The 23913-nt window shown below is 74.1% G+C and carries 30 protein-coding genes; 24 read left to right on the plus strand and 6 right to left on the minus strand.

Features of this window, described 5'->3' with window-relative positions; all coding sequences use genetic code 11:
- Window positions 1–10 precede the first annotated feature (10 nt).
- The 5 genes from purD (at window position 11) to BLV02_RS25795 (ending at window position 3594) form a co-directional block, all read left to right on the plus strand.
- Window positions 11–1249, plus strand: a complete 1239-nt coding sequence (gene purD, locus BLV02_RS25775; RefSeq protein ID WP_069108981.1) for a phosphoribosylamine--glycine ligase — start codon at window positions 11–13, stop codon at window positions 1247–1249.
- A complete protein-coding gene (gene folP / locus BLV02_RS25780; RefSeq protein WP_069108980.1) occupies window positions 1246–2106 on the plus strand; it encodes a dihydropteroate synthase in 861 nt (286 codons plus the stop codon). The genes purD and folP overlap by 4 nt, the downstream gene beginning before the upstream one ends.
- A 68-nt stretch (window positions 2107–2174) precedes the next feature.
- Complete coding sequence (gene folB, locus BLV02_RS25785) at window positions 2175–2537, plus strand: dihydroneopterin aldolase (RefSeq protein WP_069108979.1); 363 nt, start codon at window positions 2175–2177, stop codon at window positions 2535–2537.
- Window positions 2534–3100 (plus strand): 2-amino-4-hydroxy-6-hydroxymethyldihydropteridine diphosphokinase, encoded by a 567-nt coding sequence (gene folK, locus BLV02_RS25790; RefSeq protein WP_069108978.1) that lies wholly within the window; start codon window positions 2534–2536, stop codon window positions 3098–3100. The genes folB and folK overlap by 4 nt, the downstream gene beginning before the upstream one ends.
- A 20-nt stretch (window positions 3101–3120) precedes the next feature.
- The gene (locus BLV02_RS25795; RefSeq protein ID WP_069108977.1) at window positions 3121–3594 is read left to right on the plus strand and encodes a DUF3180 domain-containing protein; all 474 of its coding nucleotides are present in this window, start codon (window positions 3121–3123) and stop codon (window positions 3592–3594) included.
- Here the strand turns inward: BLV02_RS25795 and BLV02_RS25800 are convergent.
- Together BLV02_RS25800 and BLV02_RS25805 are read right to left on the minus strand one after the other, a co-directional pair.
- Window positions 3591–4082, minus strand: coding sequence for a GNAT family N-acetyltransferase (locus tag BLV02_RS25800; RefSeq protein WP_069108976.1), 492 nt, complete (start codon window positions 4080–4082; stop codon window positions 3591–3593). The two genes, BLV02_RS25795 and BLV02_RS25800, sit on opposite strands and share 4 nt — an antisense overlap.
- A 9-nt stretch (window positions 4083–4091) precedes the next feature.
- Window positions 4092–4847, minus strand: a complete 756-nt coding sequence (locus BLV02_RS25805; RefSeq protein ID WP_216093940.1) for an alpha/beta fold hydrolase — start codon at window positions 4845–4847, stop codon at window positions 4092–4094.
- Window positions 4848–5049: 202 nt separating this feature from the next.
- Between BLV02_RS25805 and BLV02_RS35910 the strand changes: the two genes are divergently transcribed.
- Together BLV02_RS35910 and BLV02_RS25810 are read left to right on the plus strand one after the other, a co-directional pair.
- Window positions 5050–5253: a hypothetical protein gene (locus BLV02_RS35910; protein ID WP_141711346.1), complete on the plus strand. Its 204-nt coding sequence runs from the start codon at window positions 5050–5052 to the stop codon at window positions 5251–5253.
- Window positions 5254–5360: 107 nt separating this feature from the next.
- Window positions 5361–5948, plus strand: a complete 588-nt coding sequence (locus tag BLV02_RS25810; RefSeq protein WP_069108975.1) for a hypothetical protein — start codon at window positions 5361–5363, stop codon at window positions 5946–5948.
- Window position 5949: 1 nt separating this feature from the next.
- Here the strand turns inward: BLV02_RS25810 and BLV02_RS25815 are convergent, their stop codons facing one another.
- Window positions 5950–7104 carry an ABC transporter ATP-binding protein gene (locus BLV02_RS25815; RefSeq protein ID WP_069108974.1) on the minus strand — a complete coding sequence of 385 codons (1155 nt, stop codon included), beginning with the start codon at window positions 7102–7104 and terminating at the stop codon, window positions 5950–5952.
- Between the two features lie 24 nt (window positions 7105–7128).
- Between BLV02_RS25815 and BLV02_RS25820 the strand changes: the two genes are divergently transcribed.
- The 13 genes from BLV02_RS25820 to BLV02_RS25880 all read left to right on the plus strand — a co-directional run bounded on the left by BLV02_RS25820 (window position 7129) and on the right by BLV02_RS25880 (window position 17544).
- Window positions 7129–7833 (plus strand): ABC transporter permease, encoded by a 705-nt coding sequence (locus tag BLV02_RS25820; protein WP_069108973.1) that lies wholly within the window; start codon window positions 7129–7131, stop codon window positions 7831–7833.
- The gene (locus tag BLV02_RS25825) at window positions 7830–8567 is read left to right on the plus strand and encodes an ABC transporter permease (RefSeq protein ID WP_069109559.1); all 738 of its coding nucleotides are present in this window, start codon (window positions 7830–7832) and stop codon (window positions 8565–8567) included. Before BLV02_RS25820 ends, BLV02_RS25825 begins: the two co-directional genes overlap by 4 nt.
- 99 nt (window positions 8568–8666) lie before the next feature.
- On the plus strand, window positions 8667–9650 hold the full coding sequence (locus BLV02_RS25830; protein WP_141711396.1) for an ABC transporter substrate-binding protein: 984 nt from the start codon (window positions 8667–8669) through the stop codon (window positions 9648–9650).
- Window positions 9651–9697: 47 nt separating this feature from the next.
- On the plus strand, window positions 9698–10276 hold the full coding sequence (locus tag BLV02_RS25835; protein WP_216093938.1) for a DUF1684 domain-containing protein: 579 nt from the start codon (window positions 9698–9700) through the stop codon (window positions 10274–10276).
- A gap of 71 nt (window positions 10277–10347) precedes the next feature.
- Window positions 10348–10971 carry a hypothetical protein gene (locus tag BLV02_RS25840; protein WP_069108972.1) on the plus strand — a complete coding sequence of 208 codons (624 nt, stop codon included), beginning with the start codon at window positions 10348–10350 and terminating at the stop codon, window positions 10969–10971.
- Between the two features lie 55 nt (window positions 10972–11026).
- Window positions 11027–11272: a hypothetical protein gene (locus BLV02_RS25845; RefSeq protein ID WP_141711345.1), complete on the plus strand. Its 246-nt coding sequence runs from the start codon at window positions 11027–11029 to the stop codon at window positions 11270–11272.
- A 112-nt stretch (window positions 11273–11384) separates the two neighbouring features.
- Window positions 11385–12233, plus strand: a complete 849-nt coding sequence (locus BLV02_RS25850; RefSeq protein ID WP_141711344.1) for a hypothetical protein — start codon at window positions 11385–11387, stop codon at window positions 12231–12233.
- 42 nt (window positions 12234–12275) lie between these two features.
- The gene (locus BLV02_RS25855; protein ID WP_069108969.1) at window positions 12276–12770 is read left to right on the plus strand and encodes a PH domain-containing protein; all 495 of its coding nucleotides are present in this window, start codon (window positions 12276–12278) and stop codon (window positions 12768–12770) included.
- Window positions 12767–14212, plus strand: coding sequence for a PH domain-containing protein (locus BLV02_RS25860; RefSeq protein WP_069108968.1), 1446 nt, complete (start codon window positions 12767–12769; stop codon window positions 14210–14212). The genes BLV02_RS25855 and BLV02_RS25860 overlap by 4 nt, the downstream gene beginning before the upstream one ends.
- Before the next feature lie 4 nt (window positions 14213–14216).
- Window positions 14217–14639 carry an aspartate 1-decarboxylase gene (gene panD, locus BLV02_RS25865; protein ID WP_046767925.1) on the plus strand — a complete coding sequence of 141 codons (423 nt, stop codon included), beginning with the start codon at window positions 14217–14219 and terminating at the stop codon, window positions 14637–14639.
- 438 nt (window positions 14640–15077) lie between these two features.
- Window positions 15078–16757 (plus strand): DUF885 domain-containing protein, encoded by a 1680-nt coding sequence (locus BLV02_RS25870; RefSeq protein ID WP_069108967.1) that lies wholly within the window; start codon window positions 15078–15080, stop codon window positions 16755–16757.
- A gap of 11 nt (window positions 16758–16768) precedes the next feature.
- Complete coding sequence (locus BLV02_RS25875; RefSeq protein ID WP_069108966.1) at window positions 16769–17134, plus strand: hypothetical protein; 366 nt, start codon at window positions 16769–16771, stop codon at window positions 17132–17134.
- Window positions 17131–17544 carry a hypothetical protein gene (locus tag BLV02_RS25880; protein WP_216093937.1) on the plus strand — a complete coding sequence of 138 codons (414 nt, stop codon included), beginning with the start codon at window positions 17131–17133 and terminating at the stop codon, window positions 17542–17544. Before BLV02_RS25875 ends, BLV02_RS25880 begins: the two co-directional genes overlap by 4 nt.
- On the opposite strand, the gene BLV02_RS25885 is transcribed toward BLV02_RS25880, so the two are convergent.
- The gene (locus tag BLV02_RS25885) at window positions 17460–18065 is read right to left on the minus strand and encodes a dihydrofolate reductase family protein (protein ID WP_069108965.1); all 606 of its coding nucleotides are present in this window, start codon (window positions 18063–18065) and stop codon (window positions 17460–17462) included. The two genes, BLV02_RS25880 and BLV02_RS25885, sit on opposite strands and share 85 nt — an antisense overlap.
- Window positions 18066–18165: 100 nt before the next feature.
- Here BLV02_RS25885 and BLV02_RS25890 point away from each other — a divergent pair, with 100 nt between their 5' ends.
- Genes BLV02_RS25890 through BLV02_RS25900 form a run of 3 tightly spaced genes read left to right on the plus strand, consistent with a single transcriptional unit; the run spans window position 18166 to window position 20446 of the window.
- Complete coding sequence (locus BLV02_RS25890) at window positions 18166–19347, plus strand: sensor histidine kinase (protein WP_069108964.1); 1182 nt, start codon at window positions 18166–18168, stop codon at window positions 19345–19347.
- A complete protein-coding gene (locus tag BLV02_RS25895) occupies window positions 19344–20018 on the plus strand; it encodes a response regulator transcription factor (protein WP_245737783.1) in 675 nt (224 codons plus the stop codon). Before BLV02_RS25890 ends, BLV02_RS25895 begins: the two co-directional genes overlap by 4 nt.
- Before the next feature lie 20 nt (window positions 20019–20038).
- Window positions 20039–20446 carry a VOC family protein gene (locus BLV02_RS25900; RefSeq protein WP_069108963.1) on the plus strand — a complete coding sequence of 136 codons (408 nt, stop codon included), beginning with the start codon at window positions 20039–20041 and terminating at the stop codon, window positions 20444–20446.
- On the opposite strand, the gene BLV02_RS25905 is transcribed toward BLV02_RS25900, so the two are convergent.
- Complete coding sequence (locus tag BLV02_RS25905; RefSeq protein WP_069108962.1) at window positions 20443–21669, minus strand: MFS transporter; 1227 nt, start codon at window positions 21667–21669, stop codon at window positions 20443–20445. The genes BLV02_RS25900 and BLV02_RS25905 overlap by 4 nt on opposite strands.
- A gap of 128 nt (window positions 21670–21797) precedes the next feature.
- On the opposite strand from BLV02_RS25905, the gene BLV02_RS25910 reads away from it, so the two are divergent.
- Window positions 21798–22853: a LacI family DNA-binding transcriptional regulator gene (locus tag BLV02_RS25910; protein ID WP_069108961.1), complete on the plus strand. Its 1056-nt coding sequence runs from the start codon at window positions 21798–21800 to the stop codon at window positions 22851–22853.
- On the opposite strand, the gene add is transcribed toward BLV02_RS25910, so the two are convergent.
- Window positions 22850–23830 (minus strand): adenosine deaminase, encoded by a 981-nt coding sequence (add, locus tag BLV02_RS25915; protein WP_069108960.1) that lies wholly within the window; start codon window positions 23828–23830, stop codon window positions 22850–22852. The genes BLV02_RS25910 and add overlap by 4 nt on opposite strands.
- Window positions 23831–23913 lie beyond the last annotated feature (83 nt).

The following is a 23913-nucleotide window of genomic DNA, read 5'->3' on the forward strand; positions in this document are numbered from 1 at the left end:
GTCGGCGTCCGTGAAGGTACTCGTCATCGGTTCCGGCGCCCGCGAGCACGCCCTGGTGCGCTGCCTGCTGCGCGACCCCGAGGTGTCCGAGGTGCATGCCGCGCCGGGCAACGCCGGGATCGCCGCGGACGTCGCCGTCCATTCCGTCGTCGCCGACCAGCCCGAGGCCGTGGCCGACCTCGCCGCCCGGCTCGACGCCGACCTCGTCGTGGTGGGGCCCGAGGTGCCGCTGGTGGCGGGCGTCGCCGACGCCGTCAAGGCGCGCGGCATCGCCTGCTTCGGGCCGTCCGGGCGGGCCGCCCGGCTGGAGGGGTCGAAGGCCTTCGCGAAGGACGTCATGGCCGCGGCCGAGGTGCCCACCGCCATGGCCGTGGTCTGCGAGACCCGCGCCGAGGCCGAGGCCGCGCTGGACCGCTTCGGCGCGCCGTACGTCGTCAAGGACGACGGCCTGGCCGCCGGCAAGGGCGTCGTCGTCACCGACGACCGCGCGGCCGCGCTCGCGCACGCCGAGGCCTGTGGCCGCGTCGTCATCGAGGAGTACCTCGACGGCCCCGAGGTGTCGCTGTTCTGCGTCACCGACGGCCGGGTCGCCGTGCCGCTCACCCCGGCGCAGGACTTCAAGCGCGCCTACGACGGCGACGAGGGCCCCAACACCGGCGGCATGGGCGCGTACACGCCGCTGCCGTGGGCGCCCGAGGGCCTGGTCGACGACGTCATGGAGCGGGTCGTCCGGCCGACCATCGAGGAGATGCAGCGCCGCGGCACCCCGTTCGCCGGCCTGCTGTACGTGGGGCTGGCGCTGACGTCGCGCGGCGTTCGCGTCGTCGAGTTCAACGCCCGGTTCGGCGACCCCGAGACGCAGGCCGTGCTGGCCCGGCTGCGGTCCGGGCTGGGCGGGCTGCTGCGGGCCGCGGCCACCGGCACCCTCGCGCAGCACCCGGAGCCGGTGTGGCGCGACGGCGCCGCGGTCACCGTCGTCGTCGCGGCGCACGGGTACCCGGCGTCCCCGCGCACCGGCGACCCCATCGGCGGGCTGGACGACGCGGCCGCCGTCAAGGGCGTCGAGGTGCTGCACGCCGGCACCCGGCTCGACGCCGGCGGCGCCGTCGTCTCCAGCGGCGGCCGGGTCCTGTCGGTCACGGCGGTCGGCGACGACATCGACGAGGCGCGCGCCCGCGCGTACGAGGCGGTCGGGCACATCACGCTCGACGGCAGCCACCACCGCACCGACATCGCGTTGCACCGATGAGCGCCGGCCGCCCGGAGCGCTACGTCGCGGGCCTGCCGCGGCCGGACCGCACGCTGGTCATGGGCGTCGTGAACGTCACGCCCGACTCCTTCTCCGACGGCGGCTTCTGGTACGAGCCCGGCGACGCGATCGAGCACGGGCTGCAACTGATAGAGCAGGGCGCCGACATCGTCGACGTCGGCGGCGAGTCCACCCGGCCCGGCGCCGCACGCCCGTCGCCGGACGAGGAGCGCCGCCGGGTGCTGCCGGTGATCCGCGAGCTGGCCGCCGCGGGCGCCGTCGTCTCCGTCGACACCATGCGCGCCGAGGTCGCGGCACCCGCGCTGGAGGCCGGTGCGCGGCTGGTCAACGACGTGTCCGGCGGGCTGGCCGACCCTGACATGCTGCGCGTCGTCGCCGCGGCGGACGTGCCGGTCGTCCTCATGCACTGGCGCGGGCACTCCGACCACATGCAGGAGCGGATCGCCTACGAGGACGTCGTCGCCGACGTGCTCGCCGAGCTGCGGCCGCGGGTCGACGCCGCCCTCGCCGCCGGGGTGAAGCCGGAGCACGTCGCCGTCGACCCCGGGCTCGGCTTCGCCAAGACGTGGGACCACAACTGGACGCTGCTGGCCCGGCTGGCCGAGCTGCACGCGCTGGAGCTGCCGCTGCTCGTGGCCGCGTCGCGCAAGACGTTCCTGGGCGAGCTGCTGGCCGATCCGGCGACCGGGGAACGGCGCCCGCCGGCCGGCCGCGATGCCGCCACCGACGCGTTGTCGACGACGATCGCGCTGGCCGGAGCCTGGTGCGTCCGCGTCCACACCGTCCCCGCGACGCTCGACGCCGTGCGCGTCGCGGCCCGGCTCGCGCAAGGGTGACCGACCGTGGCCAATCCCACCCTCGTCCGAGTGCACGATGAGCGGGTGCGGGCCGCTAGGGTCGTGGGGTGCCTGACCGTATCGAGCTGCGCGGCCTGACCGCGCGTGGACATCACGGCTGGTTCCCCCACGAACGGGAGAACGGCCAGCTGTTCCGCGTCGACGTCGCTCTGAGCGTCGACACCCGTGCGGCGGCCCAGAGTGACGACCTGACCGACACCGTGGACTATGGCAGTCTTGCTGAACGGGTGGTCGGCCTCGTCTCGGGGGAGCCGGTCCGGCTGGTCGAGACCCTCGCCCAGCGCATCGCGGACCTCTGCCTGGACGATCCCAGGGTGGAGGCGGCGGAAGTGACCGTGCACAAGCCGGAGGCGCCAGTGACGGTGCCGTTCGACGACGTGACCGTGACGATTCGAAGGGCCCGAACGTGACCAATGTCCCCAACCCCAACGTGGTCGACGCCGACACGCTGACGGGTGATCTGCGCCCGCTGCGGCGCACGGCGTTCGCGCTGGGCAGCAACCTCGGCGACCGCCTCGAGTTCCTGCAGGCGGCCGTCGACACCCTCACCGACTCCTCCGAGATCGTGCCCGTCGCGGTCTCGCCGGTGTACGAGTCCGAGCCGGTCGACACCCCCGACGGCTCGCCGAACTTCTTCAACGCCGTCCTCGTCGTCGACACCACGCTGTCGCCGCGCTCGCTGATGGAACGGGCCCAGTCCACCGAGACCGCCTACGGCCGCACCCGCGACGTCCCGAACGGCCCGCGCACGCTCGACATCGACGTGCTCGCCGTCGGCGACGTCACCTCCGACGACGACGACCTGCACGTGCCGCACCCGCGGCTCGCCGAGCGGGCGTTCGTGCTCATCCCGTGGGCCGACATCGACCCCGACTTCTCGGTGCCCGGCCTCGGCCGCGTCGTGGAGCTGAGCTCGGCCGTCGACGCCACCGGCGTGCGCCGGCTGGACGAGGCGCTCGAGATCCCGGCCTGACCCCCGGGTCGCGGCACACTGTGCAACGGACGAAGATCGGCTCGCTGATCTGGGTCGCCGCGGTGGCGGTCCCGGCCGGGTGGTCGATCGGCCGCATCGTCGACGCCGCGTCGGGTGCGCTCCCGCCGATCCCGTGGGTGCTGCCGCTGCTGCTGCTCTTCCTGGCCGCCGGCATGTTCGCCGGCGCCCGGGCGGTGCGCGGCTGGATCACCGAGCGGCGCTTCGACCAGCGCATCGACGCACTCCGGGTGGCCCGCTCCGTCGCCCTCGCCAAGGCGTCGGCGTACTTCGGCGCCCTGCTCACCGGCGTCTACACCGGACTCGGCCTGCTGGCGCTGGGCCTGCTCGACTCCCCGATGGGCCGCAACCGCGCCGTCCTCTCCGCCGTCGTCGTCGCGGCCGCGGTCGTGCTGACGGTGGCCGCCGTCCGGCTGGAACGCGCCGGCGAGGTCCCGCCGCCGTCCGACGAGGAGAACGGCGCCCACCCGGCCTAGCGGATCGTGAGCTCGAACCAGCTGCCCGGCTGGCCGCCGACCTCGTCCGAGTCGGCCGGTCCGGCCAGGACGAACCCGGCCTTGGCCAGCACCTTCCGCGACGCGACGTTCGTCTCGGCGACGGCCGCCCGCACGGTGTGCACCCCGTGCCGCGACGCCGCCAGGCGGCACAGGTCGCGGACGGTCGCGGTCGCCACGCCACGGCCCGCGACGTGCTGCGCGACCCGGTAGCCTAGGATCGCGGTGCCGTCCTCGATGTCGAGCAGGTTGAACCGCCCGAGCACCGAGCCGTCCGAAGCGACGAGCACGTGGAAGGCGCAGACGCCGGCCTCCTGCTCGGCCAGCAGAGCGTCGAACCGCTCGGTGAAGTGCTCGAAGTACGCGTCGCCGCGGTCGGAGACGAAGTCGGCGAAGTAGGCGCGGTTGGCCAGCTCGAAGGCCAGGACCGCCGGGGCGTGGTCAGCGCGCAGCCGCTGCAGCTCGGGCACCGTCCGACCCTACCCAGCCGGTGCGGCCAGGAACTGCGTCAGCAACGTCGTCACCTCGGCCGGGCGCTCCACCGGCGGCAGGTGGCCGGTGTCGTCGAGGTCGACCCGCCGGGCGCCCGGGATCCCGTCCGCCAGGAGACCGGACACCTCCTGGATGTACGGCAGGTCGGCGCGGCCGTTGACCACCAACGCCGGCTGCACGACGTCGGCCAGCCGCGGTTTCGCCGGCGGGTCGGCGGGCAGCTCGGTGTGCGCCGGGCCGGTCCACTCGCGCTCGAACACCAGCCGGCACATGCGCACCATCTGCTCCCACGCGTCCGGGTCCAGGTCGGACGGCTCCCGCCCCGGCCCGACGGCGGTCAGCCGCAGCTGCGCCTCGGCCATCGCGGCGACGTCGGCCGGGTCGACGTCGCCGGCGGTGTGCTCGCGGTAGCGCGCCAGCCGGTCGGCCGGAACCGCGGCGAGGATCCGTTCGCGGGCCAGCGCGCCCATCTCGGCCGGCCACTCGTGCCCGGACAGCCCGGACGCGATCAGCACCAGGGCCGTCACCCGCTCCGGCGCCGCCAGCGCGACGTCGACGGAGTACGCGCCGCCCATCGAGCAGCCGACCAGCGCCGCCCGCTCGATGCCGAGCGCGTCCAGCAACGCCAGCAGGTCGGCGTGGTGCGAGAACTCCCCGGCGGCAGGGCTGGACTCGCCGTGCCACGCCAGTCGTAGCGCACCACCCGGTGCCGTTCCGCGAGCGCGGCGACCTGGTGGTCCCACATCCGCCGGTCGGCCAGGCCGGCGTGCACGAGCACCACCGCGGGCCCGGCCCCGGCGTCGTCATGGGCGAGGTCGGCGCCGTTGGCGCGCACGGTCGGCATGCCGGCAGCGTAGCCAGGCGGCACCCGACGACGAGAGCGGCGGCGCCCGCCCGGCCCGAAATCCAGATGACGCCCGGGCACCCGTCCTGGATCATCGAGACATGACCGCCCCACGTGTGCTGCCGCCCGGAAGCGCGACGAGTGGGCTCGCGCTGAGCCGCACCCGCGTCCCGCACGAGCCGCCCGTGCCGTGGCGGGCCCCGGCCGCGTGCCTGCGCCGGCCGCGTGCGCTGGGTGCGGCCCGGCGGGCCGTCGACCACGCCGCCGACGCCCGTCGACTCCGGGGCCGAGCGGCCCGGCAGTGACACCGCGACGGCGGTCGCGGCGTGGGTGAAACACGGGACGGAAGTTCCCGGTGTGGCGCGGCGTGTGAAGTCCGATTCGCGCCGTACAAGAAGGTACGGTGACGCCCATGGCCTCCGTCCGTCACCGCCGCCGTCTGACCGCTGTCCGTCTGCTCGCCGTCGCCGCACCCGCGGCGGCCATCGCGCTGACGGTCGCCGCCATGGTCCTGGACGGGCCGTGGCCGCGCATCGCGGCGGCCGCGGGCGCCGTCGGCGCGGCGGTCCTGGGCGCGTTCGTGCTCCGGCTCGAGCGGCGGCTGCGGGTCGAGGTGGCCACGGTCCGCGCCGAGCAGGCGGCGGAGTACTCGCAGGCGCACGCCCGCTACTCCGAGGAGCACCGCGAGTTCACCGACCACATGGTCGGCCTGCTCGACGTCGCCTCCGAGCGCATCGACGTCATGCGCTCGAAGCTGGACCTGCTGGAGGCCGAGATCGCGGCCGCCCGCAGCGCCCGTCCCGGCGCGTCCACCCCCAGCGTCGAGCTGGCCCGGCTGGCCGAGGGCGCGGAGTGGAACGACCTGTGGCCCGACCTCTCCGAGGCGCCGACGGTGGTCGACCTCATCAAGTGGGAAGACAAGAACACCGACCTGCTGCCCGAGGCCGACCGCAAGAAGAAGTCCGCCCCGGTCGAGCAGCGCCAGGAGCGCAGCGCCTGAGTCAGGCGTTCTGCACCGTCTCCAGCACCACCTCGGCCCGGGCGACGTCCTTCGCCTCGGCCTCGACGGAGCGCCGTAGCGCCGCGTGCAGCGTCGCCGGCGTCAGCACGCCGACGTAGCGGTCGTCGTCGTCCAGCACGGCGATCCAGCCGGCGTTCCACTGCAGCATCTCCGCGAACGCCACCTTGAGGGAATCGTCCAGCTCGACCCACGCCTCCATGCGCCGCGCGTGGTCGCGGACCTTCCCGGCGCCGGTCAGCATGTCGTGGCCCACCCAGCCGGCCAGCCCGCCGTCACCGTCGAGGACGACGGCCCAGCGCTCGTCGCCGAGGGCGGCGCCGGCCGCGGCGAGGTCGTCGTCGGCCTTCACGACGGGCGGGTGCTCGAGGTCGGCCGACGTGATGGCCGTGACGGAGAGCCGCTTGAGGCCGCGGTCGGCGCCCACGAAGTCGGCGACGAAGTCGGTGGCCGGCGCGCCGAGGATGGCCGCCGGGGTGTCGAACTGCTCCAGCCGGCCGCCCTGCTTGAACACCGCGATGCGGTCGCCCAGCCGGACCGCCTCCTCGATGTCGTGCGTGACGAACAGGATGGTCTTGCGGACGTCGTCCTGCAGCCGCAGGAACTCGTCCTGCAGCTGTGACCGCACCACCGGGTCGACGGCGCTGAACGGCTCGTCCATGAGCAGGACGGGCGGGTCGACGGCGAGCGCGCGGGCCACGCCGACCCGCTGCCGCTGGCCGCCGGAGAGCTCGTGCGGGTACCGCTTGCCGTGCACCGCGGGGTCGAGGCCGACCAGCTCCATCAGCTCGCGGGCCCGCTCGTGGCGGCGCTTGCGCGGCCAGCCGACCAGCTCGGGCACGACGGCGATGTTCTCTTCGATGGTGCGGTGCGGGAACAGCCCGACGTTCTGGATGACATAGCCGATGCCGCGGCGCAGCGCCACCGGGTCGGCGTCGGTGACGTCGACGCCGTCGACCACGATGCGCCCGCCGGTCGGCTCGACCAGCCGGTTCACCATCTTCATGGTCGTGGTCTTGCCACAGCCGGACGGCCCGACCAGCACGACCAGCTCGCCGCGGCCCACCTCGAGGGTGAGCTCCTGCACCGCGACCGTGCCGTCGGGGTACCTCTTGGAGACGCGGTCGAGACGAATCATCGGTTCTTCGGTAGCGTCAACGGAATGGCGCTCTCCGGGCCCGTTCATACCGCAACCCTGACCGACAACTGCCTCGTGCGCAACGACTGGGTGTGTGGCGAGTACGTCCGTACCCGCTGGGACGAGATCATGGAGGCGCTCGGCCAGCACGTCACCATCACGGTGGTGTCCGTCGTCATCGGCTTCGCCCTCGCGCTCGTGCTGGCGGTCATCGCCCGGCGGGTCGGCTGGCTGCGCGGCGCGATCCTGGGCACGTCGACGGCCCTGTACACCATCCCGTCGCTGGCGATGTTCTCGCTGCTGGTACCGCTCACCAAGCTCACCGCGACGACGGTGGTGATCGGGCTGGTGCTGTACTCGCTGACCATCCTGGTCCGCGGCATCCTCACCGGCCTGGACGCGGTTCCGGGCGACGTCCGCGAGGCGGCGGTCGGCATGGGTTACGACGGCTTCCGGCTGCTCCGCAAGGTGGAGCTGCCGATGGCCATGCCGGCGGTGTTCGCCGCGCTCCGGGTCGCGACGGTGTCCACCATCGCGCTCACGACCATCGGCATGATCGTCGGCCACGGCGGCCTCGGCAACCTGATCGCCCGCGGCCAGCGCAGCAACTTCCACGCCGAGGTGCTGACGGCGTCGGTGCTCTGCGTCGTGCTCGCGCTGGTCGCCGACGTGCTCCTGCTCGGCCTGCAACGCTGGCTCACGCCGTGGCGACGGGGGGTGCGCGCATGAACGGGCTGGTCGACGGCATCAACTGGCTGCTCGACGGCGACAACTGGTCCGGTCCGACGGGCGTCGGCACCCGGTTGACCGAGCACCTGTGGATCACGGTGCTGTCGATGGTCATCGCCTGCGCCGTCGCGCTGCCGATCGCGCTCTGGCTGGGACACCTCGGACGAGGTGGCGCGCTCGCCGTCAACATCAGCAACGTCGGCCGGGCGGTGCCGACGTTCGCGATCCTGGCGATCCTGTACATGACCCCGCTCGGGCTGTCGATCTGGACGACCGTCATCGCGCTGGTGCTCTTCGCGATCCCGCCCATCCTCACCAACGCCTACGTCGGCATGCGCGAGGTCGACCGCGACGCCGTCGAGGCGGCTCGCGGCATGGGGATGAGCGGCTTCCAGCTGTTGCGCCGCGTCGAACTGCCGCTGGCGGTGCCGCTCATCCTGGGCGGCATCCGGCTGGCGACGGTGCAGGTGGTGGCCACGGCGACGCTGGCCGCCGTCATCTCCGGGCCGGGCCTGGGCCGCATCATCACCAGTGGCTTCAACCGGCAGGACGTGCCCGAGCTGATCGGCGGCGCGATCATGGTCGGCCTGCTGGCGCTGGCGATCGAAGGGGTCATGGCGCTGCTGCAGCGGGCGGTCGACCCGATGCGACGGGCCACGCGGCAAGGACGGTCGAAACGCGATCGTGACCGGGGAATGCCGCTCGTCACGGACGAGGTTGTCAGTGGCGCGTAGTTGACTGATTCCACGCGGGCGCTATGAGGGTGCTCGCCGGACACGCGTGCGGGGCTCGGCGCCCGGCACGGGACACAGAAGGTGACACCGGTGAAGACCATGACCATGCGGAGACGAGCGGCCGTGCTGGCGACCGCGGCCGGCCTGGCGCTGTCGCTGGCGGCGTGCGGCGGCGACGATGACGATCCGTTCGAGGACGGCGACGGCGGCGGCTCCACCGCCACCGACGGCGGTGGTGGCGGCGGCGACTTGACCGTCGGCGGCGCCAACTTCACCGAGATGGTGATCATGCAGGAGATGTACGCGGCGCTGCTCGAGGACGCCGGGTACACCGTCGACATCCAGTCGGTGGCCAACCGCGAGATCTACGAGCCGGCGCTCGAGAGCGGCGAGATCGACGTCGTGCCCGAGTACCTGGCCACGTTCGCCGAGTTCCTCAACGGCGCCGTCAACGGCCCCGACGCGCCGTCGACCGCGCCCATCGCCACGTCCGACGCCACGGAGACGGTCGACGCGGCCCGGCCGCTGGCCGAGGAGCGCGGGCTGACCATCCTCGACCCGGCCGAGGCGGCCAGCCAGAACGCGTTCGCCGTCTCGCAGGAGTTCGCCGACGAGAACAACCTCACCACGCTCTCCGACCTCGCCGCGCTGGGCCAGCCCATCACGCTGGCCGCGGTCGAGGAGTGCCCCGACCGGCCGTTCTGCGAGCCGGGCCTGGAGTCGGTGTACGGGCTCGACATCGTCGACCCGCCGCTGGCCACCGGGTTCAGCACCAGCGAGACGAAGACGGCGGTGCAGCGCGGCGACGCGCAGCTGGGCCTGGTCGGCACCACCGACGGCACGCTCGACCAGTTCGGTCTCGTGGTGCTCGAGGACGACAAGGGGCTGCAGGCGGCCGACAACCTGGTGCCGGTGGTCAACACCGAGTCCGCGGGCGACCCCGCCATCGCCGACGCGCTCAACCAGCTGGCCGCGGTGCTCACCACCGACGACCTCGCCACGCTGAACGCGCAGGTCGACGCCGAGCGCCAGCAGGCTCCCGACGTCGCGCGGGCCTACCTCGAAGACAAGGGGCTGCTCTGACCTCGATCAGCGCGCTCGACGTCCTGGACTGGCGGCGGCGGGTCCACGTGCTCTACTCCGCCGTCCGGGACACGAGCGAGGCAGATCCGGCCGGCGCCCACGAGCAGTGGGCGGCCGGCCGCGACGACCTGGTGCGCACGCATCCCGCGTCGCCGGTCCCGCCCGAGGCGCGGGCCGGCTTCGCGGGGCTGCGGCACGCGCCGTACGACCCCGCCCTGCGGTTCGTGCTGCCGGTCGACCCCAACGTCGAGCCACGGCGGCTCGAGGTGCCCACGGCCACCGACGGCGTCGTGCCGTTCGTGCTGGCCGGACGGCTGCACCTGCCGCTCGGCGATCTCGACGTGTGGTGGCTCGACTCCTACGGCGGCGGCGTGTTCGTGCCGGTCAAGGACGCGTCGGCCGGCCGGGCCACGTACGGCGGCGGGCGCTACCTGCTCGACACCGTCAAGGGCGCCGACCTCGGCGGCTCGGTGCACGACGCGCTGGTCGTCGACCTCAACTTCGCCTACAACCCGTCCTGCGCCTACGACCCCGCGTGGACGTGCCCGCTGGCGCCGCCCGGCAACACCCTCGGCGTCGACGTCGCGGCGGGCGAGTACGTGCCGCCCACGGGGTCCGGGGACTGACCGGCTGACACACGGTACGCTCACCTCCGACAGATTGTCGCAATGGAACCTTTCTGCGCGAGGTGGGCGGAATGCGGATACGGGGAATCGCCGTCGGCGCGGCGGCGTCGGCCGTGCTGCTGGCGGGGTGTGAGGCGCCCGGCGATCCGCCGCTGGGCCTGCTGGACGTCGACGGCGCCGAGACCGGCACGGTCACCGGCGAGCCTCCGACGGGTGACCCGTCCGAGCCGCCCACGGGTGACCCATCCGCCCCGGCCGAGAGCGACTGGGCGCTCGATGTCGCCGGCGAGGCGCCGGAGGAGCCGGCCGACCTCGCGGTGTTCGAGGCGTACCTCGACTTCTGGCGCGCCGACCTCACCGCGGTGAGCCTGCCCGACCCCGCCCACCAGCCGCTCCTCGACCTCTCCGCCGACCCGCAGCGCCAGCGCGTCGTCGACGTCGCGGAGCAGCTGCTGGCCGACGGTCACCGCACCATCGGCACGCTGCGCCTCGAACCGGCCGTGGTCTCGGTCAGCGGCCCGACGGCGGCCGTCCAGGACTGCCTCGACGGCCGCGAGACCTTCGACGTCGACGCCGAGGGCGCCGAGGTCGCCGACAGCCGCGGCGACCTCCTGCCGGTGCTGGTCCAGCTGGTCGCCGACGGCGACTCCTGGATCGTCGCCGACGTGCAGGAGTCCGACCATGACTGCGGTTGACCGCACGGCCGCGACCAGCCTCGACGGCCGAGTGACACCCGTACGGGAGACGGCGATGCGACGCGCACGAGTGGCCCTGCTCACCGCCGTGACGACCGGCGCCCTGGCCCTGCTCGGCACGGCGCCGGCCCTCGCCGGAGTGGGCGACGACCAGGTCGGCGGCGACGCCGACGAAGGCGGGCTGACCGCCGTCGCCGTCTCGCTCACCGGCAACGGCCTCGACGGCGGCGACGGCTCCGGCGGCGACGGTGGCGGAGTGTCCGTCAGCGTCCGGGGTGTGTCTCCCGGGTCTCGGCCGTAGCGAGCGGCGTTCAGGTGTATGCCTCGCAAGGCCGAGGAGGGAGTCATAGCGGGGTTCTATGACGACTGACGAGAACGCAGCGAGGCGCCGCCTGGGCGTCGCGCAGTAGGCCATGGACCCGGGAGACACACCCCGGGTGCCGTCGCCCTGCTACTGGGAGGTCATGGAGTTCGCCACCGGCGAGTGGGCGTACCAGAACTGGGCGCTGGAGTACGACGACCTCGACGACCCCGTCGGCCCCGGGAACGAGCAGACCTTCGTCTACCCGCCGCTGGAGGAGATCGAGGCGCACCGCGACGAGCCCGGTCACTGGGCCTTCGGCACGCTGCTGAACGTCGACGGCGACTTCGACGCGGCCGGCGAGTGCTTCGATCAACTGGTCGCGGCCAACGGCGGGGCGCACACCCTCTGGGTGCCCGAGGGCAGCACGCCGCCGCAGCCGCCCACGCCGCCGGTTCCGCCGGAGCTGCTGGCCGAGGTGGCGTTCGAGCATCTCGCGATCCCGGCGCCCGACACCCTGCGCAACCCGGCGGCCAGCTCCTACGTCAACCTCGCGACCTGGTTCTGGGTGGCGCCCGGCGACGGTCCGCGCGACGGGTTCGTCCGGCTCGAGGTCACGGCCACGGCGGGCGACAACTCCGCCACCGTCGTCGCCGACCCCGAGCGCCTCACGGTCCGTTCGTCGGCGGGTCCGTCGGCGGGCTGCACGGCCGAGCAGGCCCGCACGTCCTACGCGGCCGGCACACCCCAGTCGGCCGGCTGCAGCCTGCTGCACACCCGCTCGTCGGCCCGGATGCCGGGGCTCGCCTACACCGTCACGGCCACCGGCGCCTACGCCGCGTCGTGGTCCGGGCAGGAGGGCGGCACCCCGGTGGCGGGCGGCGGCCTGGGCGCCGTGGTCTCGCCGCCGACGTCGCTGGAACTGCCGGTCGCGGAGGTCCAGACGGTCGTCATCCGCTGAGCCGCGCCGCCGCGCGATGAGCAGCGGGGTAGCCTCGACGCCGTGGACCAGGAGGAGCTCTTCGCGCCGCCCGGCGAGGCCTGGCAGCAGGTGTCGCGCAAGCTCGTCGACCTGCGCCGGCTGGTGCTGCTGATCACGGTGACGCTGGTCGCCGGCGGCGCCGGGGTCGTGCTGGGGCTGATCTTCGGGCCGGCCGGCGTGCTGCCGGTCGTCGCCGCGGCGCTCATCGCGCTGGTGTGGGGGCTGTGGCTGATCCCGCGCAACTGGCGCGCCTGGGGCTACGCCGAGCGGCTGGACGACCTGCTGGTCACCCACGGCGTCATGTACCGCCGGCTGACGGTGGTGCCGTACGGCCGCATGCAGTTCGTCGACGTCGCGTCGGGGCCGCTGGAGCGGCGCTACGGCCTGGCCACCGTCCAGTTACACACCGCCTCGCCGGCCACCGACGCGAAGATCCCCGGCCTGCCGGCCGCCGAGGCCGCACGGCTGCGTGACCGGCTGTCGGCGCTCGGTGAGGCCCAGGCGGCTGGTCTGTGACCACCACGCCGGGGAGCGAGGCAGACGGCAGCAAGGCCGCCCGGGTCGATCCGACGCCGGAGCACTTCCGCCGCCTGCACCCGCTGACCCCGCTGCTGCGCGGCTGGGGGTTCCTCGCCCTGGCCATCGGCATCGGCGGCCAGGACGCGCTGCGCTCCGGCGAGATGGGCCGGTTCGGCCTGACGGTGCTCGCGTTCGCCGTCGTCGGGATGATCGTCGGGCTGCTGTCGTGGTGGTTCACCCGGTACGGCTTCGACGGCGACGCGCTGCGCATCGACTCCGGCATGCTGAACCGCCGGTCCCGGCGGGTCCGGCTGGACCGCCTGCAGGCCGTCGACATCAACCGTCCGCTGGCCGGCCGGTTGCTCGGCGTCTCGGAGCTGCGGCTGGAGGTGGCCGGTGGCGGCAAGGCCGAGGCGCCGCTGCAGTACCTCGCCGTCGACGACGCGGTGCGGCTGCGGGCCGAACTGCTGGCGCGGGCGGCCGGCATCGACGCCGACACGCCGGAGGCGCCGGAGCGGGTCGTGCACCAGGTGCCGCTGGACCGGCTGGTGTGGTCGACGGTGCTGTCCGGCGCGTTCGTCACCGGCGTGGTGTTCATCGTCGGCATCGGCGTCGCGTTCCTGTTCTTCCGCGACAGCCAGGTCACCGTCGGCGTGCTGTCGTCGATGCTGCCGGGCGTCATCGCCATCGGCGCCGCGCTGTGGGGGCAGCTGGGCCGCAACTTCGCGTTCGTCCTGGCCGAGTCGCCCGACGGCTACCGCATCCGCAAGGGCCTGCTCGACACCCAGCACCAGACGGTCCCGCCCGGCCGGGTGCAGGGAGTAGCCATGCGCCAGCCGTTGTTGTGGAGAGGGAAGGGCTGGGTGCGGCTGGACGTCGACGTCGCGGGGTACAGCGGCGAGTCGTCCGACGACAGCCAGCGCACGTCCACGCTGCTGCCGGTGGCGACGTACGAGGAGGCGGCCGAGGTGTTGCGGCACGTACTGCCGGGGACCGACCCGCTGTCGGTGCCGCTGACGCACGCCCCGCGACCGGCCCGCTGGCTGCGCCCCTTCGGCTGGAAGCGGCTGGCATACGGCGTCGACGAGCACGTGGTCGTGGTGCGCGAGGGTGTGCTCTACCGCAACCTCACCACCGTCCCGCACGCGAAGACGCAGAGCGTGCGCATCGTGCAGGGGCCGCTGCAACGCCGCCTCGGGCTGGCGTCGGTGCACGTCGACACCACCCCCGGACCGGTCGACGCCGTCATCGCGCACCGGCGGCCGGCCGAGGCCCGCGTCATCGCCGAGGAACAGGCCGAACGGGCCCGGCTGGCACGCAAGACCGATGTTCCAGAACAATGGATGGCGAGGTACCGGCAGCAGTCGGCACCCCGACCCGACGGCCACGCCGACGGTGACGGCCCTCCGGCCGCATCGAGCGAGCGAGACCAGGAGTGAGCTCGTGTTCCGCACCATGATGAAGGGCAAGATCCACCGCGCCACCGTCACGCAGGCCGACCTGCACTACGTGGGATCGGTCACCGTCGACGAAGACCTCCTCGACGCCGCCGACCTCCTGCCCGGTGAGCAGGTCGACATCGTCGACATCACCAACGGCGCGCGCCTCACCACGTACGTCATCCCCGGCCAGCGGGGCTCCGGCGTCATCGGCATCAACGGCGCCGCCGCCCGGCTCGTGCAGCCCGGCGACCTCGTCATCCTGATCAGCTACGGATTGGTCGACGACGCCGAGGCGCGCGGGTTCCAGCCGCGGGTGGTGCACGTCGACGCCGCCAACCGCGTCGTCGCGACCGGCGCCGACCCCGCCGAACCGGTGCCCGGCGCGGCGGCCCAGGTGCGCGGCGACACCGTCGCGGCCGGCTGACCCGGCGACCCTGACGCACATGGCGGGCGGCCCCGAGGCACGGTCGCGGCCCGGTGCCTCACGATGGGTTGAGCGGGTGTGCCGGCGACCCTGACGCACGCGGCGGGCGGTCCCGAGGCATTGTCGCGGCCCGGTGCCGATGCCGCCGAGTCGGTGTACCGGCGGCCCTGACGCACATGGCGGGCGGCCCCGAGGCACTGTCGCGGCCCGGTGCCGATGCCGCCGAGCCGGTGTGCCGGCGACCCTGACGCACATGGCGGGCGGCCCCGAGGCATTGTCGCGGCCCGGTGCCGATGCCGCCGAGCCGGTGTGCCGGCGGCCCTGACGCACATGGCGGGCGGCCCCGAGGCACTGTCGCGGCCCGGTGCCGATGCCGCCGAGCCGGTGTGCCGGCGACCCTGACGCACATGACAAGAGGCCCCGAGGCATGATGGGCCGGTGCCTCACGACGACGCCGACACCCCCCGGAAGATCGCGGACCGCTACGTCGAGACCATCGCCGACCTCAACCCGCTGGTCGGGACCGCGCTCGGCATCAGGCCGGGCGTCGACGCGATGCCCGATTACTCGCCCGACGGCCGCGAGGTCGTGGCCGACGCGGCGCGCGGCACGCTGGCCGAGCTGGACGCCGCCGAGCAGGCGGCCGGCGACGGCGGGCTGCCGGTCGAGGAGCGCCGCGCGGCCCGGCTGCTGCGCGAGCGGCTGACGGCGTCGCTGGCGCTGCACGACGCTGGTGAGGGGCTGCGAGAGTTGAGCAACCTGTTCTCGCCGGTGCAGTCGATGCGCTCGGTGTTCCTGATGATGCCGACCGCCACCGACGACGACTGGGCGGTCGTCGGCCGGCGGCTGCGCAACATCCCGGCGGCCGTCGCCGGGTTCCAGGCGTCGCTGGACGAGGGCGCCCGCCGCGGCCTGTACGCCGCGCCGCGTCAGGTCGACACCGTCCTCGAGCAGCTCGACACCTGGCTCGAGGCCGACTGGTACTCGTCGTTCGTCGCGAACGGCCCCGACGCCCAGCGCGACGAGCTGACCGCCGCGGCCGCCGTCGCCGGCGGGGGCCTGGCCGAGCTGCGCGAGCACCTCGCGGGCTACCGCGCCGGCGCCGAGGGCACGCCCGACGCCGTCGGTCGCGAGCGCTATACGACCGCCGCGCGCTACTGGACCGGCTCCGACCTCGACCTCGAGGACGCCTACGCCTACGGCTGGTCCGAGTTCCACCGCATCGCCGACGAGATGAAGCAGGCCGCCGACGCCGTCCTGCCCGGCCACACGCCGCTGGCCGTCATGCGCCACCTCGACGAGCACGGCGAGGCGATCGAGGGCGTCGAGGAGGTGCGGGTCTGGCTGCAGGGTCTGATGGACCGCGCGATGGCCGACCTCGACGGCACCCACGTCGACCTCGCCGAGCCGATCAAGCACGTCGAGGCGATGATCGCGCCGCCCGGCAGCGCCGCCGCTCCGTACTACACCCGCCCGTCGCTCGACTTCAGCCGGCCCGGCCGCACCTGGCTGCCGACGCTGGGCGAGACCCGGTTCCCGGTGTGGGGCCTGGTCAGCACCTGGTACCACGAGGGCGTTCCGGGCCACCACCTGCAACTGGCGCAATGGGTGCACGTCGCCGGCCGGCTGTCGCGCTACCAGGTGAGCCTCGGCTCGGTGAGCGCGATGTCCGAGGGCTGGGCGCTCTACGCCGAGCGGCTGATGGACGAACTGGGCTACCTCACCGACCCGCCGATCCGGCTCGGCTACCTCGACGCGCAGATGATGCGAGCGATCCGGGTGATCATCGACATCGGCATGCACCTGCGGCTGCGCATCCCGAACGGCGAGGCGTTCCACCCGGGCGAGGTGTGGACGCCCGAGCTGGCCCGCGAGTTCTTCGGCGCGTTCAACGGCCGCGACACCGCGTTCCTCGACTCCGAGATCGTCCGCTACCTGGGTGCGCCGGGGCAGGCCATCGGCTACAAGCTCGGTGAGCGGGCGTGGCTGGCCGGTCGCGACGCCGCCCGGTCGGCGCAGGGTGCGAACTTCGACCTCAAGGCGTGGCACATGGCCGCGCTCTCGATGGGCTCGCTGGGGTTGGACGACCTCACCGACGAGCTGGCCCGGCTCCCGTGACGGGCTGACCCATGGTTGCCGTCGTCGACTGGGCCGTCATCGTCGCCTCGCTGGCCTACGCCGCGTGGGCGCTGGTGGCGGTCGTGCGCAACCAGCCGCCGCGCGAGCCGTACGTCATCGGCGCCGGGGTGGTCGAGCTGCTGCTCCTCGTCCAGGCCGGGGTGGCGATCGTGCTGATGGTCGCCGACGGCGCGCCGGACGAGACCGCGACGTTCGTCGGGTATCTGCTGATGACGCTCATCATCCTGCCGCTCGGGCTGTTCTGGGCGCTCGCCGAGAAGTCCCGCTGGGGCACGTCGGTGCTGGTCGTGGCCGCTCTGGTGGTGCCGGTGCTGGTCGTGCGCATGCAGCAGCTCTGGGACGCGGGCGCCGGGTGAGCACGACGGCCCAGCGCTCCAGCGGTCCCGGCCGGCTGCTGATCGCCGTCTACGCGGTGTTCGCGCTCGCGGCGTCGGCCCGGGCCGCCGTCCAGATCGCGACGAAGTTCGACGAGGCGCCGGTGGCGTACCTGCTGTCGGCGTTCGCCGCCCTGGTGTACATCGTCGCGACCGTGGCGCTGGCCCGTCCGGGCGCGACGGCCCGCAAGGTGGCGCTGACCGCCGTCACCGTCGAGCTGGTCGGGGTGCTGACGGTGGGCGCCGTCACCGCGTTCGACCCGGGCGACTTCCCCGACGACACCGTGTGGTCGCTGTTCGGGCGCGGCTACGGGTTCGTGCCGCTGGTGCTGCCGGTGCTCGGCCTGCTCTGGCTGCGCCGCACCCGTGGCACCGAGGGCGCCGGCCGGTAGCGAAGCCGCTCCGCGAGCCGGGGGTCGTCGCCGCTGCGGGCCAGGTGGACGAGCTCGCCGCCGGGCGCGTCGTAGAGCCTGACGCCGTCGCCGAGCAGGACGGGCGCCACATGGACGTCGATCTCGTCGACCAGTCCCAGCTGGAGCAACTGCCGGCCGATCGTCGGGGAGAACACCTGCAGGTTCCGGCCCCGCGCCGCGTCCAGGCCGATCCGCACCGCTTCCTCCACAGGGCAGCTGAGCACCGTGGCGCCGTCCGCGGTGCGGACGTCCTCGGGGTGGTGGGTGAGGACGAAGATCGGCCCGCTCCACGCGCCTCCGTAGGGCCGCAGGTCACCGCCGGTGCTGTCGTAGCCGTCGCGTCCGGCCAGGATCGCGCCGGTGCTCTCGATGAGCTCCCGGTGCACGCCGTCGCGCACCGTGGTGCCGTCCATGAAGTCCATCGTGTGGCCGGGGCCGGCGACGAAGCCGTCCAGCGACATCATGAACGCGAGCTGGACCTTTCCCGTAGTGGTCTCCATAGCAGGCAGTCTCGGCGACGCGGTCCTGGCGCGGTAGCGTTTCGGGCCGAGGCGAAACGTCGGGCGGCGCGAGAGGGCGTGGCGAGCTAGCCTGCTCACCGTGAGGCGCAGGGACCGGCTCTACGCATGGGTGCGCCGGCATCCCGTGGTGCCGGACGCCGTCATCGCGCTGGGCGTGTTCGTCACGATGGTGCTGTTCTCGGCGGCCGCGTTCGACCCCGCCTGGGCGCACTTCGTCCTCGGGACGGTCATGTGCGCCGCGCTGGTGTTCCGGCGGGTGCGGCCGATCGAGTCGTTCGGCGTGCTGGTGGCCGCCGGGCTGGTGCAGTGGGCCACCGGGCTGCAGCTGACCCCGTACGACGTCGCGCTGCTGCTCGGCCTGTACGCCGTCAGCGCCTACGGCCCGCGGTGGGCCAGCCGGGCCGGGCTCGCGGCCGGGTTCCTCGGCGTCGTCCTGGGCACCATGCGCTACGTCCCGTCGATCGAGGAGAGCGCGGAGGCGTTCGTGGCCAGCGCCATCGGGCTGTCCGCGACGGTCATCGGCGCCTGGGCGATGGGCGACGTGCGGCGCACGCGGCAGGCCTACGTCGCCGAGCTGGTCGAGCGGGCGCACCAGGCCGAACGCGAACGCGACCAGCGGGCCCAGCTCGCGGCCGCCGAGGAACGCTCGCGCATCGCCCGCGAGATGCACGACGTCGTCGCGCACAACCTGTCCGTCATCGTCGTGCAGGCCGACGGCGGTCGCTACGCCGGCGACCACGACCCGCAGGCCGCGCTCGACGCGCTCAAGACGATCGGCGACACCGGTCGCGGCGCCCTGGCCGAGATGCGCCGGCTGCTCGGGGTGCTCCGTACGGCCGACGGCGACGACGACGGCTCGGTCCGCCCGCAGCCCGGGCTGGGCACGCTGCCCGAGCTGGTCACGTCGGTGCGCCAGGCCGGGCTGCCGGTCGAGCTCGACGTCGCCGGCCCGCCGCGGCCGCTGCCGCCGGGGCCGTCGCTGGCGGTGTACCGCGTCATCCAGGAGGCGCTGACCAACGCCCTCAAGCACGCCGGACCGGCGGCCCGTGCGAAAGTGGCGCTGGTGTTCGGCACCGACCGGCTGACCGCTGAGGTCAGCGACGACGGCCGGGGCGCGGCCGCGGCGAGCGACGGGCTGGGCCAGGGACTGGTGGGCATGCGGGAGCGGATGACGATGTACGGCGGCACGGTGACGGCGGGACCGTCGTCCGGCGGTGGCTGGCGGGTCGACCTCGACCTGCCCTACGGCGAGGGGAAGTGAGCGTGCAGCCGGTCAGGGTCTTCCTGGTCGACGACCAGCAGCTGGTCCGGGCCGGGTTCCGGATGGTCATCGACTCCCAGCCCGACCTCGAGGTGGTCGGCGAGGCCGGCGACGGCGACGCCGCGCTGCACACGCTCGCCGTCACCGCGGCCGACGTCGTGCTGATGGACGTGCGCATGCCCGTCCTCGACGGCGTCGAGGCCACCCGTCGGCTGCGCACCCGCGACGACGCGCCGAAGGTCATCGTCCTGACGACGTTCGACCTCGACGAGTACGCGTTCGCCGCGATCAAGGCCGGCGCCAGCGGGTTCCTGCTCAAGGACGCGCCGCCGCCGACGCTGCTCGACGCCGTCCGCACGGTGCACTCCGGCGACGCCGTCGTCGCGCCGAGCACCACGAAACGGCTGCTGGAACGGTTCGCGGGGCACCTGCCCGAGGACGCCACCCCGCCCGACGCCGTCTGGGCCGAGCTGACCCAGCGCGAGCACGAGATCGTCCGCGAGGTGGTCCGGGGCCGGTCCAACGCCGAGATCGCGGCGACCCTGTTCGTCACCGAGGCGACGGTGAAGACGCACATCGGCCGGGTGCTGGCCAAGGTCGGCCTGCGCGACCGCGTGCAACTGGTGGTGCTGGCCTACGAGACCGGGCTGGTGCGGCCGGGCGCCTCGTAGCGTCGGCTACCCTGCCGCGGATGCGCATGCTGCACCTCGGCCTCCGGGTCACCGACCTCGACCGTTCGCTCGCGTTCTACACCGCGCTCGGCTACGTCGTGCGGGGTCGTGTCCCCGAGACGCCGTTCGGCAGCCTGACCATGCTGCAGCTGCCGGGCGACCCGTTCGTCAGCCTCGAGCTGGTGCACGACCCCGCGCGGCCGGTCACCGACACCGGCGCCGTGAACCACCTCGTCGTACAGACCGACGACCTGGCGGCGACCGTCGCCGGCCTCGCGGCGAAGGGCCTCACGGCCGAGCCGCCGGCCGACCACGGCGAGGGCATGTCGACGTCCTGGCTGACCGATCCCGACGGCTACCGCATCGAGCTGGTGCAGTGGCCGCCCGGCCACCCGGCGGGCATGACCGCCGCCGACTTCGAGGCCTAGTCGCCGACCTCGACCCGAGCCGGATGCTCCTCGCGGGCCGCGGGGGAGACCAGCCCGAGGACGGTCGCGGCGACGGCGACGGCCAGCAGCGCGTTCAGCACGCCCTCGTGGTCGCCGAGCCAGCCGAGGATGGGCGGGCCAGCGAGGAACGCGGTGTAGCCGACCGATGCGATGACGCTGACCCGCGCGGCCGCCCGCCGCGGGTCGTCGGCGCCCGCGCTCATGCCGAGCGGGAAGCCCAGCGCGGCGCCGAAGCCCCAGACGATGCTGCCGGCCAGCGCGACCCACAGCGACCCGCCGAACACCACGAGCAGCACGCCGCCGGTGGCCAGCACCGCGCTGACGCGCAGGATCGGCAGCCGGCCGAACCGGTCGACCAGCTGGGTGCCGGCCATGCGGCCGATCGTCATGGCGGACAGGAAGATCGCGAAGCCGATGGCGCCGACGGTGTTGCTGACCTCGTAGCCGTCGACGAGGCCGAGCGCCAGCCAGTCGTTGGCGATGCCCTCGACCAGCGCGGCGCACATCACCATGAGGCCGATGAGCAGCGTGCGCGGCTCGCGCCAGGCGGTGAGGACGGAGATCTTCTCGACCGGCGTACCGTCCTCGTCCTCGACCTCGGCGGCGTGCGGCAGGAAGCTGCGGGTGGCGATGATGGTGACGATCATCGCGATGGTGCTGACGGTGGCCAGGTGCGCCACGACGGGGACGCCGACGGCCGCGATGCCGGCGCTGAGGCCGGCGCCCGTCACCGTGCCGAGGCTGAACGCGGCGTGGAACCGGGGCATGATGGTCCGCCCGAGCAGCCGCTCGACGGCGGCCCCCTCGACGTTCATCGCGACGTCCCAGGATCCCGAGCCGTAGCCGAACAGCACCAGCCCGGCCGCCACGACGGCGACGACACCCGCGGTGTCGGCCCCGACGCCGGCCAGGGTGAGGCCGAGGGCCACCAGCACCGAGCCGCCGGCCACCGTGCGGGCCGCGCCGATCTTGCTGACGACGAACCCCGACGTGGGCAGCGCGATGAGCGAGCCCACGGCCAGCGCCAGCAGCACCCGGCCGATCTCGCCGGGGGTCAGGCCGAGCAGGTCGCGCACCTCGGGGATGCGCGCCATCCAGCTCGCGAGCGCCAGCCCGTTGAGGGCGAACACTGTGGCGACGGCGTTGCGGGCACGGACGGCCCTGGCCAGTTCGGGCGACGGGGCCGGAGCGGAGTGGTTCACGGAGCATCCCCAGGGGTCATGAACTCGTCAGGATTTCGGCGGTCGAATCGATTCGATCGAATCGATTCGATATTCTGCTATGGACCAGGATCGGATGCAAGCGTGAATTTCCTCGGAGGGGAGCTGCCGTGGGCGAGCACCGGGCGACGCTGGCGGCGGTGGCCGCGCGGGCCGGCGTGTCCCCGTCCACCGCGTCGCTGGCGTTCAGCGGCTCCGGTCCGGTGGCCGAGTCCACCCGGGAACGGGTGCTGGCCGCGGCCCGCGAGCTGGGCTACGCCGGGCCCGACCCGCTGGCCAGGTCGCTGCGCCGCGGCCGCTCCGGCATCGTCGGCGCGGTGGTCGGCGAGCGGCTGCTGTACGCGTTCCGCGACCCGGTCGCCGTCGCGCTGCTCGACGGCATCGCCGAGGCGCTCAGCCCGTCCGGCACCGGCCTGCTGCTGCTCTCCGGCGACGCCCAGCACGGCAGCCCGACCCCGGAGCAGGTGTCGCGCATGCCGGTCGACGCCGTGGTGTTCGCCACGTGCGGCCGCGACGACGACCCGCTGCTCGACCTCTTCATCGGCCGCGGCGTGCCGGTGGTCGCCATCGACGGGCCGGACCGCCCCGAGGTCACGCTGCTGCGCATCGACGACTACGGCGGCGCGCTCGACCTCGCCAAGCACGTCGCCGGGCTGGGTCACCAGCGCGTTGCCGTCGCCGCGCTGCCGCTGCGCCTCGACGGCCGCAGCGGGCTGGTCGACGACGCCCGCCGGGCCGTCGTCGGGTTCGCCGACTGCCGGGCCCGGCTCACCGCCACCGAGGACGTCTTCGGGCGGGTGCCGGTCGCCGAGGCGCCCAGCAACGTCGTCGAGGAGGGTGAGCGGACCGGCCGGTTGCTGCTCTCGGCGCCGCGGCGGCCCACGGCGATCATCGCGCAGAGCGACCTGCTCGCCGTCGGCGTCATCCGGGCGGCCGAGGCGCTGGGGCTGCGGGTGCCCGACGACCTCACCGTCGTCGGCTACGACGGCATCGACACCCCCTGGTTGGGCGATCGCGTCCTGACGACGGTGGTGCAGCCGATGGTGGAGAAGGGCCAGCTGACCGGCCGCATGGTCACCGAGCTGCTGGCCGGGCGGCGTCCGGCCGACGTGCACCTGCCGGTCCACCTGCGGGTCGGCGCCACGTCCGCCCCGCCGCCGGCCTAGTCCGCGAGCCAGGCGTCCACGCCGTCCAGCAGCGTTTCGCGCAGCGGTGACGGCGCCGCCGACGACGTGATCGAGGCGCGGGCCAGCGCGGCCAGCTCGGCGTCGGCCAGACCGAGCGCGTCGCGGCACAGCGCGTACTGGCCGGCCAGCCCGACGGCGAACAGCAGCGGGTCGTCGCTGCCGACCGTCACCGGGACACCGGCCGCGAGCAGCGTCCGCACCGGCAGCTCGTCCAGCGCGTGCACCCCGAACGGCGGGTACGACGACGGGCACAGCTCCAGCGCCACCCCGCGCTCGGCCAGCAGCGCCATGACGGCGGGGTCGGCGACGGCGGACGTGCCGTGCCCGATCCGGGTGGCGCCGAGCACCTCCACACACGCCCGCACGTGCGCCGGCCCGGTGAAGAAGCCGCCGTGCGGGGTGCGCAGCAGCCCGGCGTCGGCGGCGATGCGGAACGCCGGGGCGAAGTCGTCGACCCGGCCCAGCCGTTCGTCGTTGGACAACCCGAAGCCGACGACGCCGGCACCGGCGTAGCGGGCGGCCAGCCGTGCCAGCGTCGCCGCGTGCTCGCCGGAGCGGGCCCAGCTGGAGGCCACGACGACGCCCATCGGCAGCGGCGCCGCCGCGGCCGCCGTCAGGACCGCCTCGACCGCCGCCTCCAGCCCGCCCAATGCCGGCGCGTACGACGTCGGGTCGACCTGCAGTTCGGACCAGCCGCAGCCGCCGGCGGCGTCGTCCTCGGCCGCCTCGCGGACCACCCGCGCGACGTCGTCGGGGGTGCGGATGGCCGCGCGCGCGGCGTCGTAGCGGCCCTGGAAGACGGCCCACTCGTACGGTCCGCCGGTCAGCGCGGCCAGCGGCGGCACCGCGATGCCGTGCCGTGTGGCCAGCTCGTCCAGCGTGGCTGGGCGCATCGCCCCGGTGAGGTGCAGGTGCGACTGGACCTTCGGCAGCGTCTCGACGGGACGGATCGGCACGGGAACCGACCCTACGACCTTCGTCGTACGCCGGGTCCACTCGCAGGTCCGACGATTCGCGGCGGCGTTCTCGCGACGCTGGG

It is taken from the genome of Jiangella alba, from assembly GCF_900106035.1.
GTDB classification, from domain to species: Bacteria; Actinomycetota; Actinomycetes; order Jiangellales; family Jiangellaceae; genus Jiangella; species Jiangella alba.

Coding starts and splice junctions, on each gene's coding strand:
- folP (WP_069108980.1), top strand. CDS start 1,246: ATGAGCGCCGGCCGCCCGGAGCGCTACGTCGCGGGCCTGCCGCGGCCG.
- BLV02_RS35910 (WP_141711346.1), top strand. CDS start 5,050: ATGACCGCCCCACGTGTGCTGCCGCCCGGAAGCGCGACGAGTGGGCTC.
- BLV02_RS25810 (WP_069108975.1), top strand. CDS start 5,361: ATGGCCTCCGTCCGTCACCGCCGCCGTCTGACCGCTGTCCGTCTGCTC.
- BLV02_RS25815 (WP_069108974.1), bottom strand. CDS start 7,104: ATGATTCGTCTCGACCGCGTCTCCAAGAGGTACCCCGACGGCACGGTC.
- BLV02_RS25820 (WP_069108973.1), top strand. CDS start 7,129: ATGGCGCTCTCCGGGCCCGTTCATACCGCAACCCTGACCGACAACTGC.
- BLV02_RS25825 (WP_069109559.1), top strand. CDS start 7,830: ATGAACGGGCTGGTCGACGGCATCAACTGGCTGCTCGACGGCGACAAC.
- BLV02_RS25830 (WP_141711396.1), top strand. CDS start 8,667: ATGACCATGCGGAGACGAGCGGCCGTGCTGGCGACCGCGGCCGGCCTG.
- BLV02_RS25840 (WP_069108972.1), top strand. CDS start 10,348: ATGCGGATACGGGGAATCGCCGTCGGCGCGGCGGCGTCGGCCGTGCTG.
- BLV02_RS25845 (WP_141711345.1), top strand. CDS start 11,027: ATGCGACGCGCACGAGTGGCCCTGCTCACCGCCGTGACGACCGGCGCC.
- BLV02_RS25850 (WP_141711344.1), top strand. CDS start 11,385: ATGGACCCGGGAGACACACCCCGGGTGCCGTCGCCCTGCTACTGGGAG.
- BLV02_RS25875 (WP_069108966.1), top strand. CDS start 16,769: ATGGTTGCCGTCGTCGACTGGGCCGTCATCGTCGCCTCGCTGGCCTAC.
- BLV02_RS25885 (WP_069108965.1), bottom strand. CDS start 18,065: ATGGAGACCACTACGGGAAAGGTCCAGCTCGCGTTCATGATGTCGCTG.
- BLV02_RS25900 (WP_069108963.1), top strand. CDS start 20,039: ATGCGCATGCTGCACCTCGGCCTCCGGGTCACCGACCTCGACCGTTCG.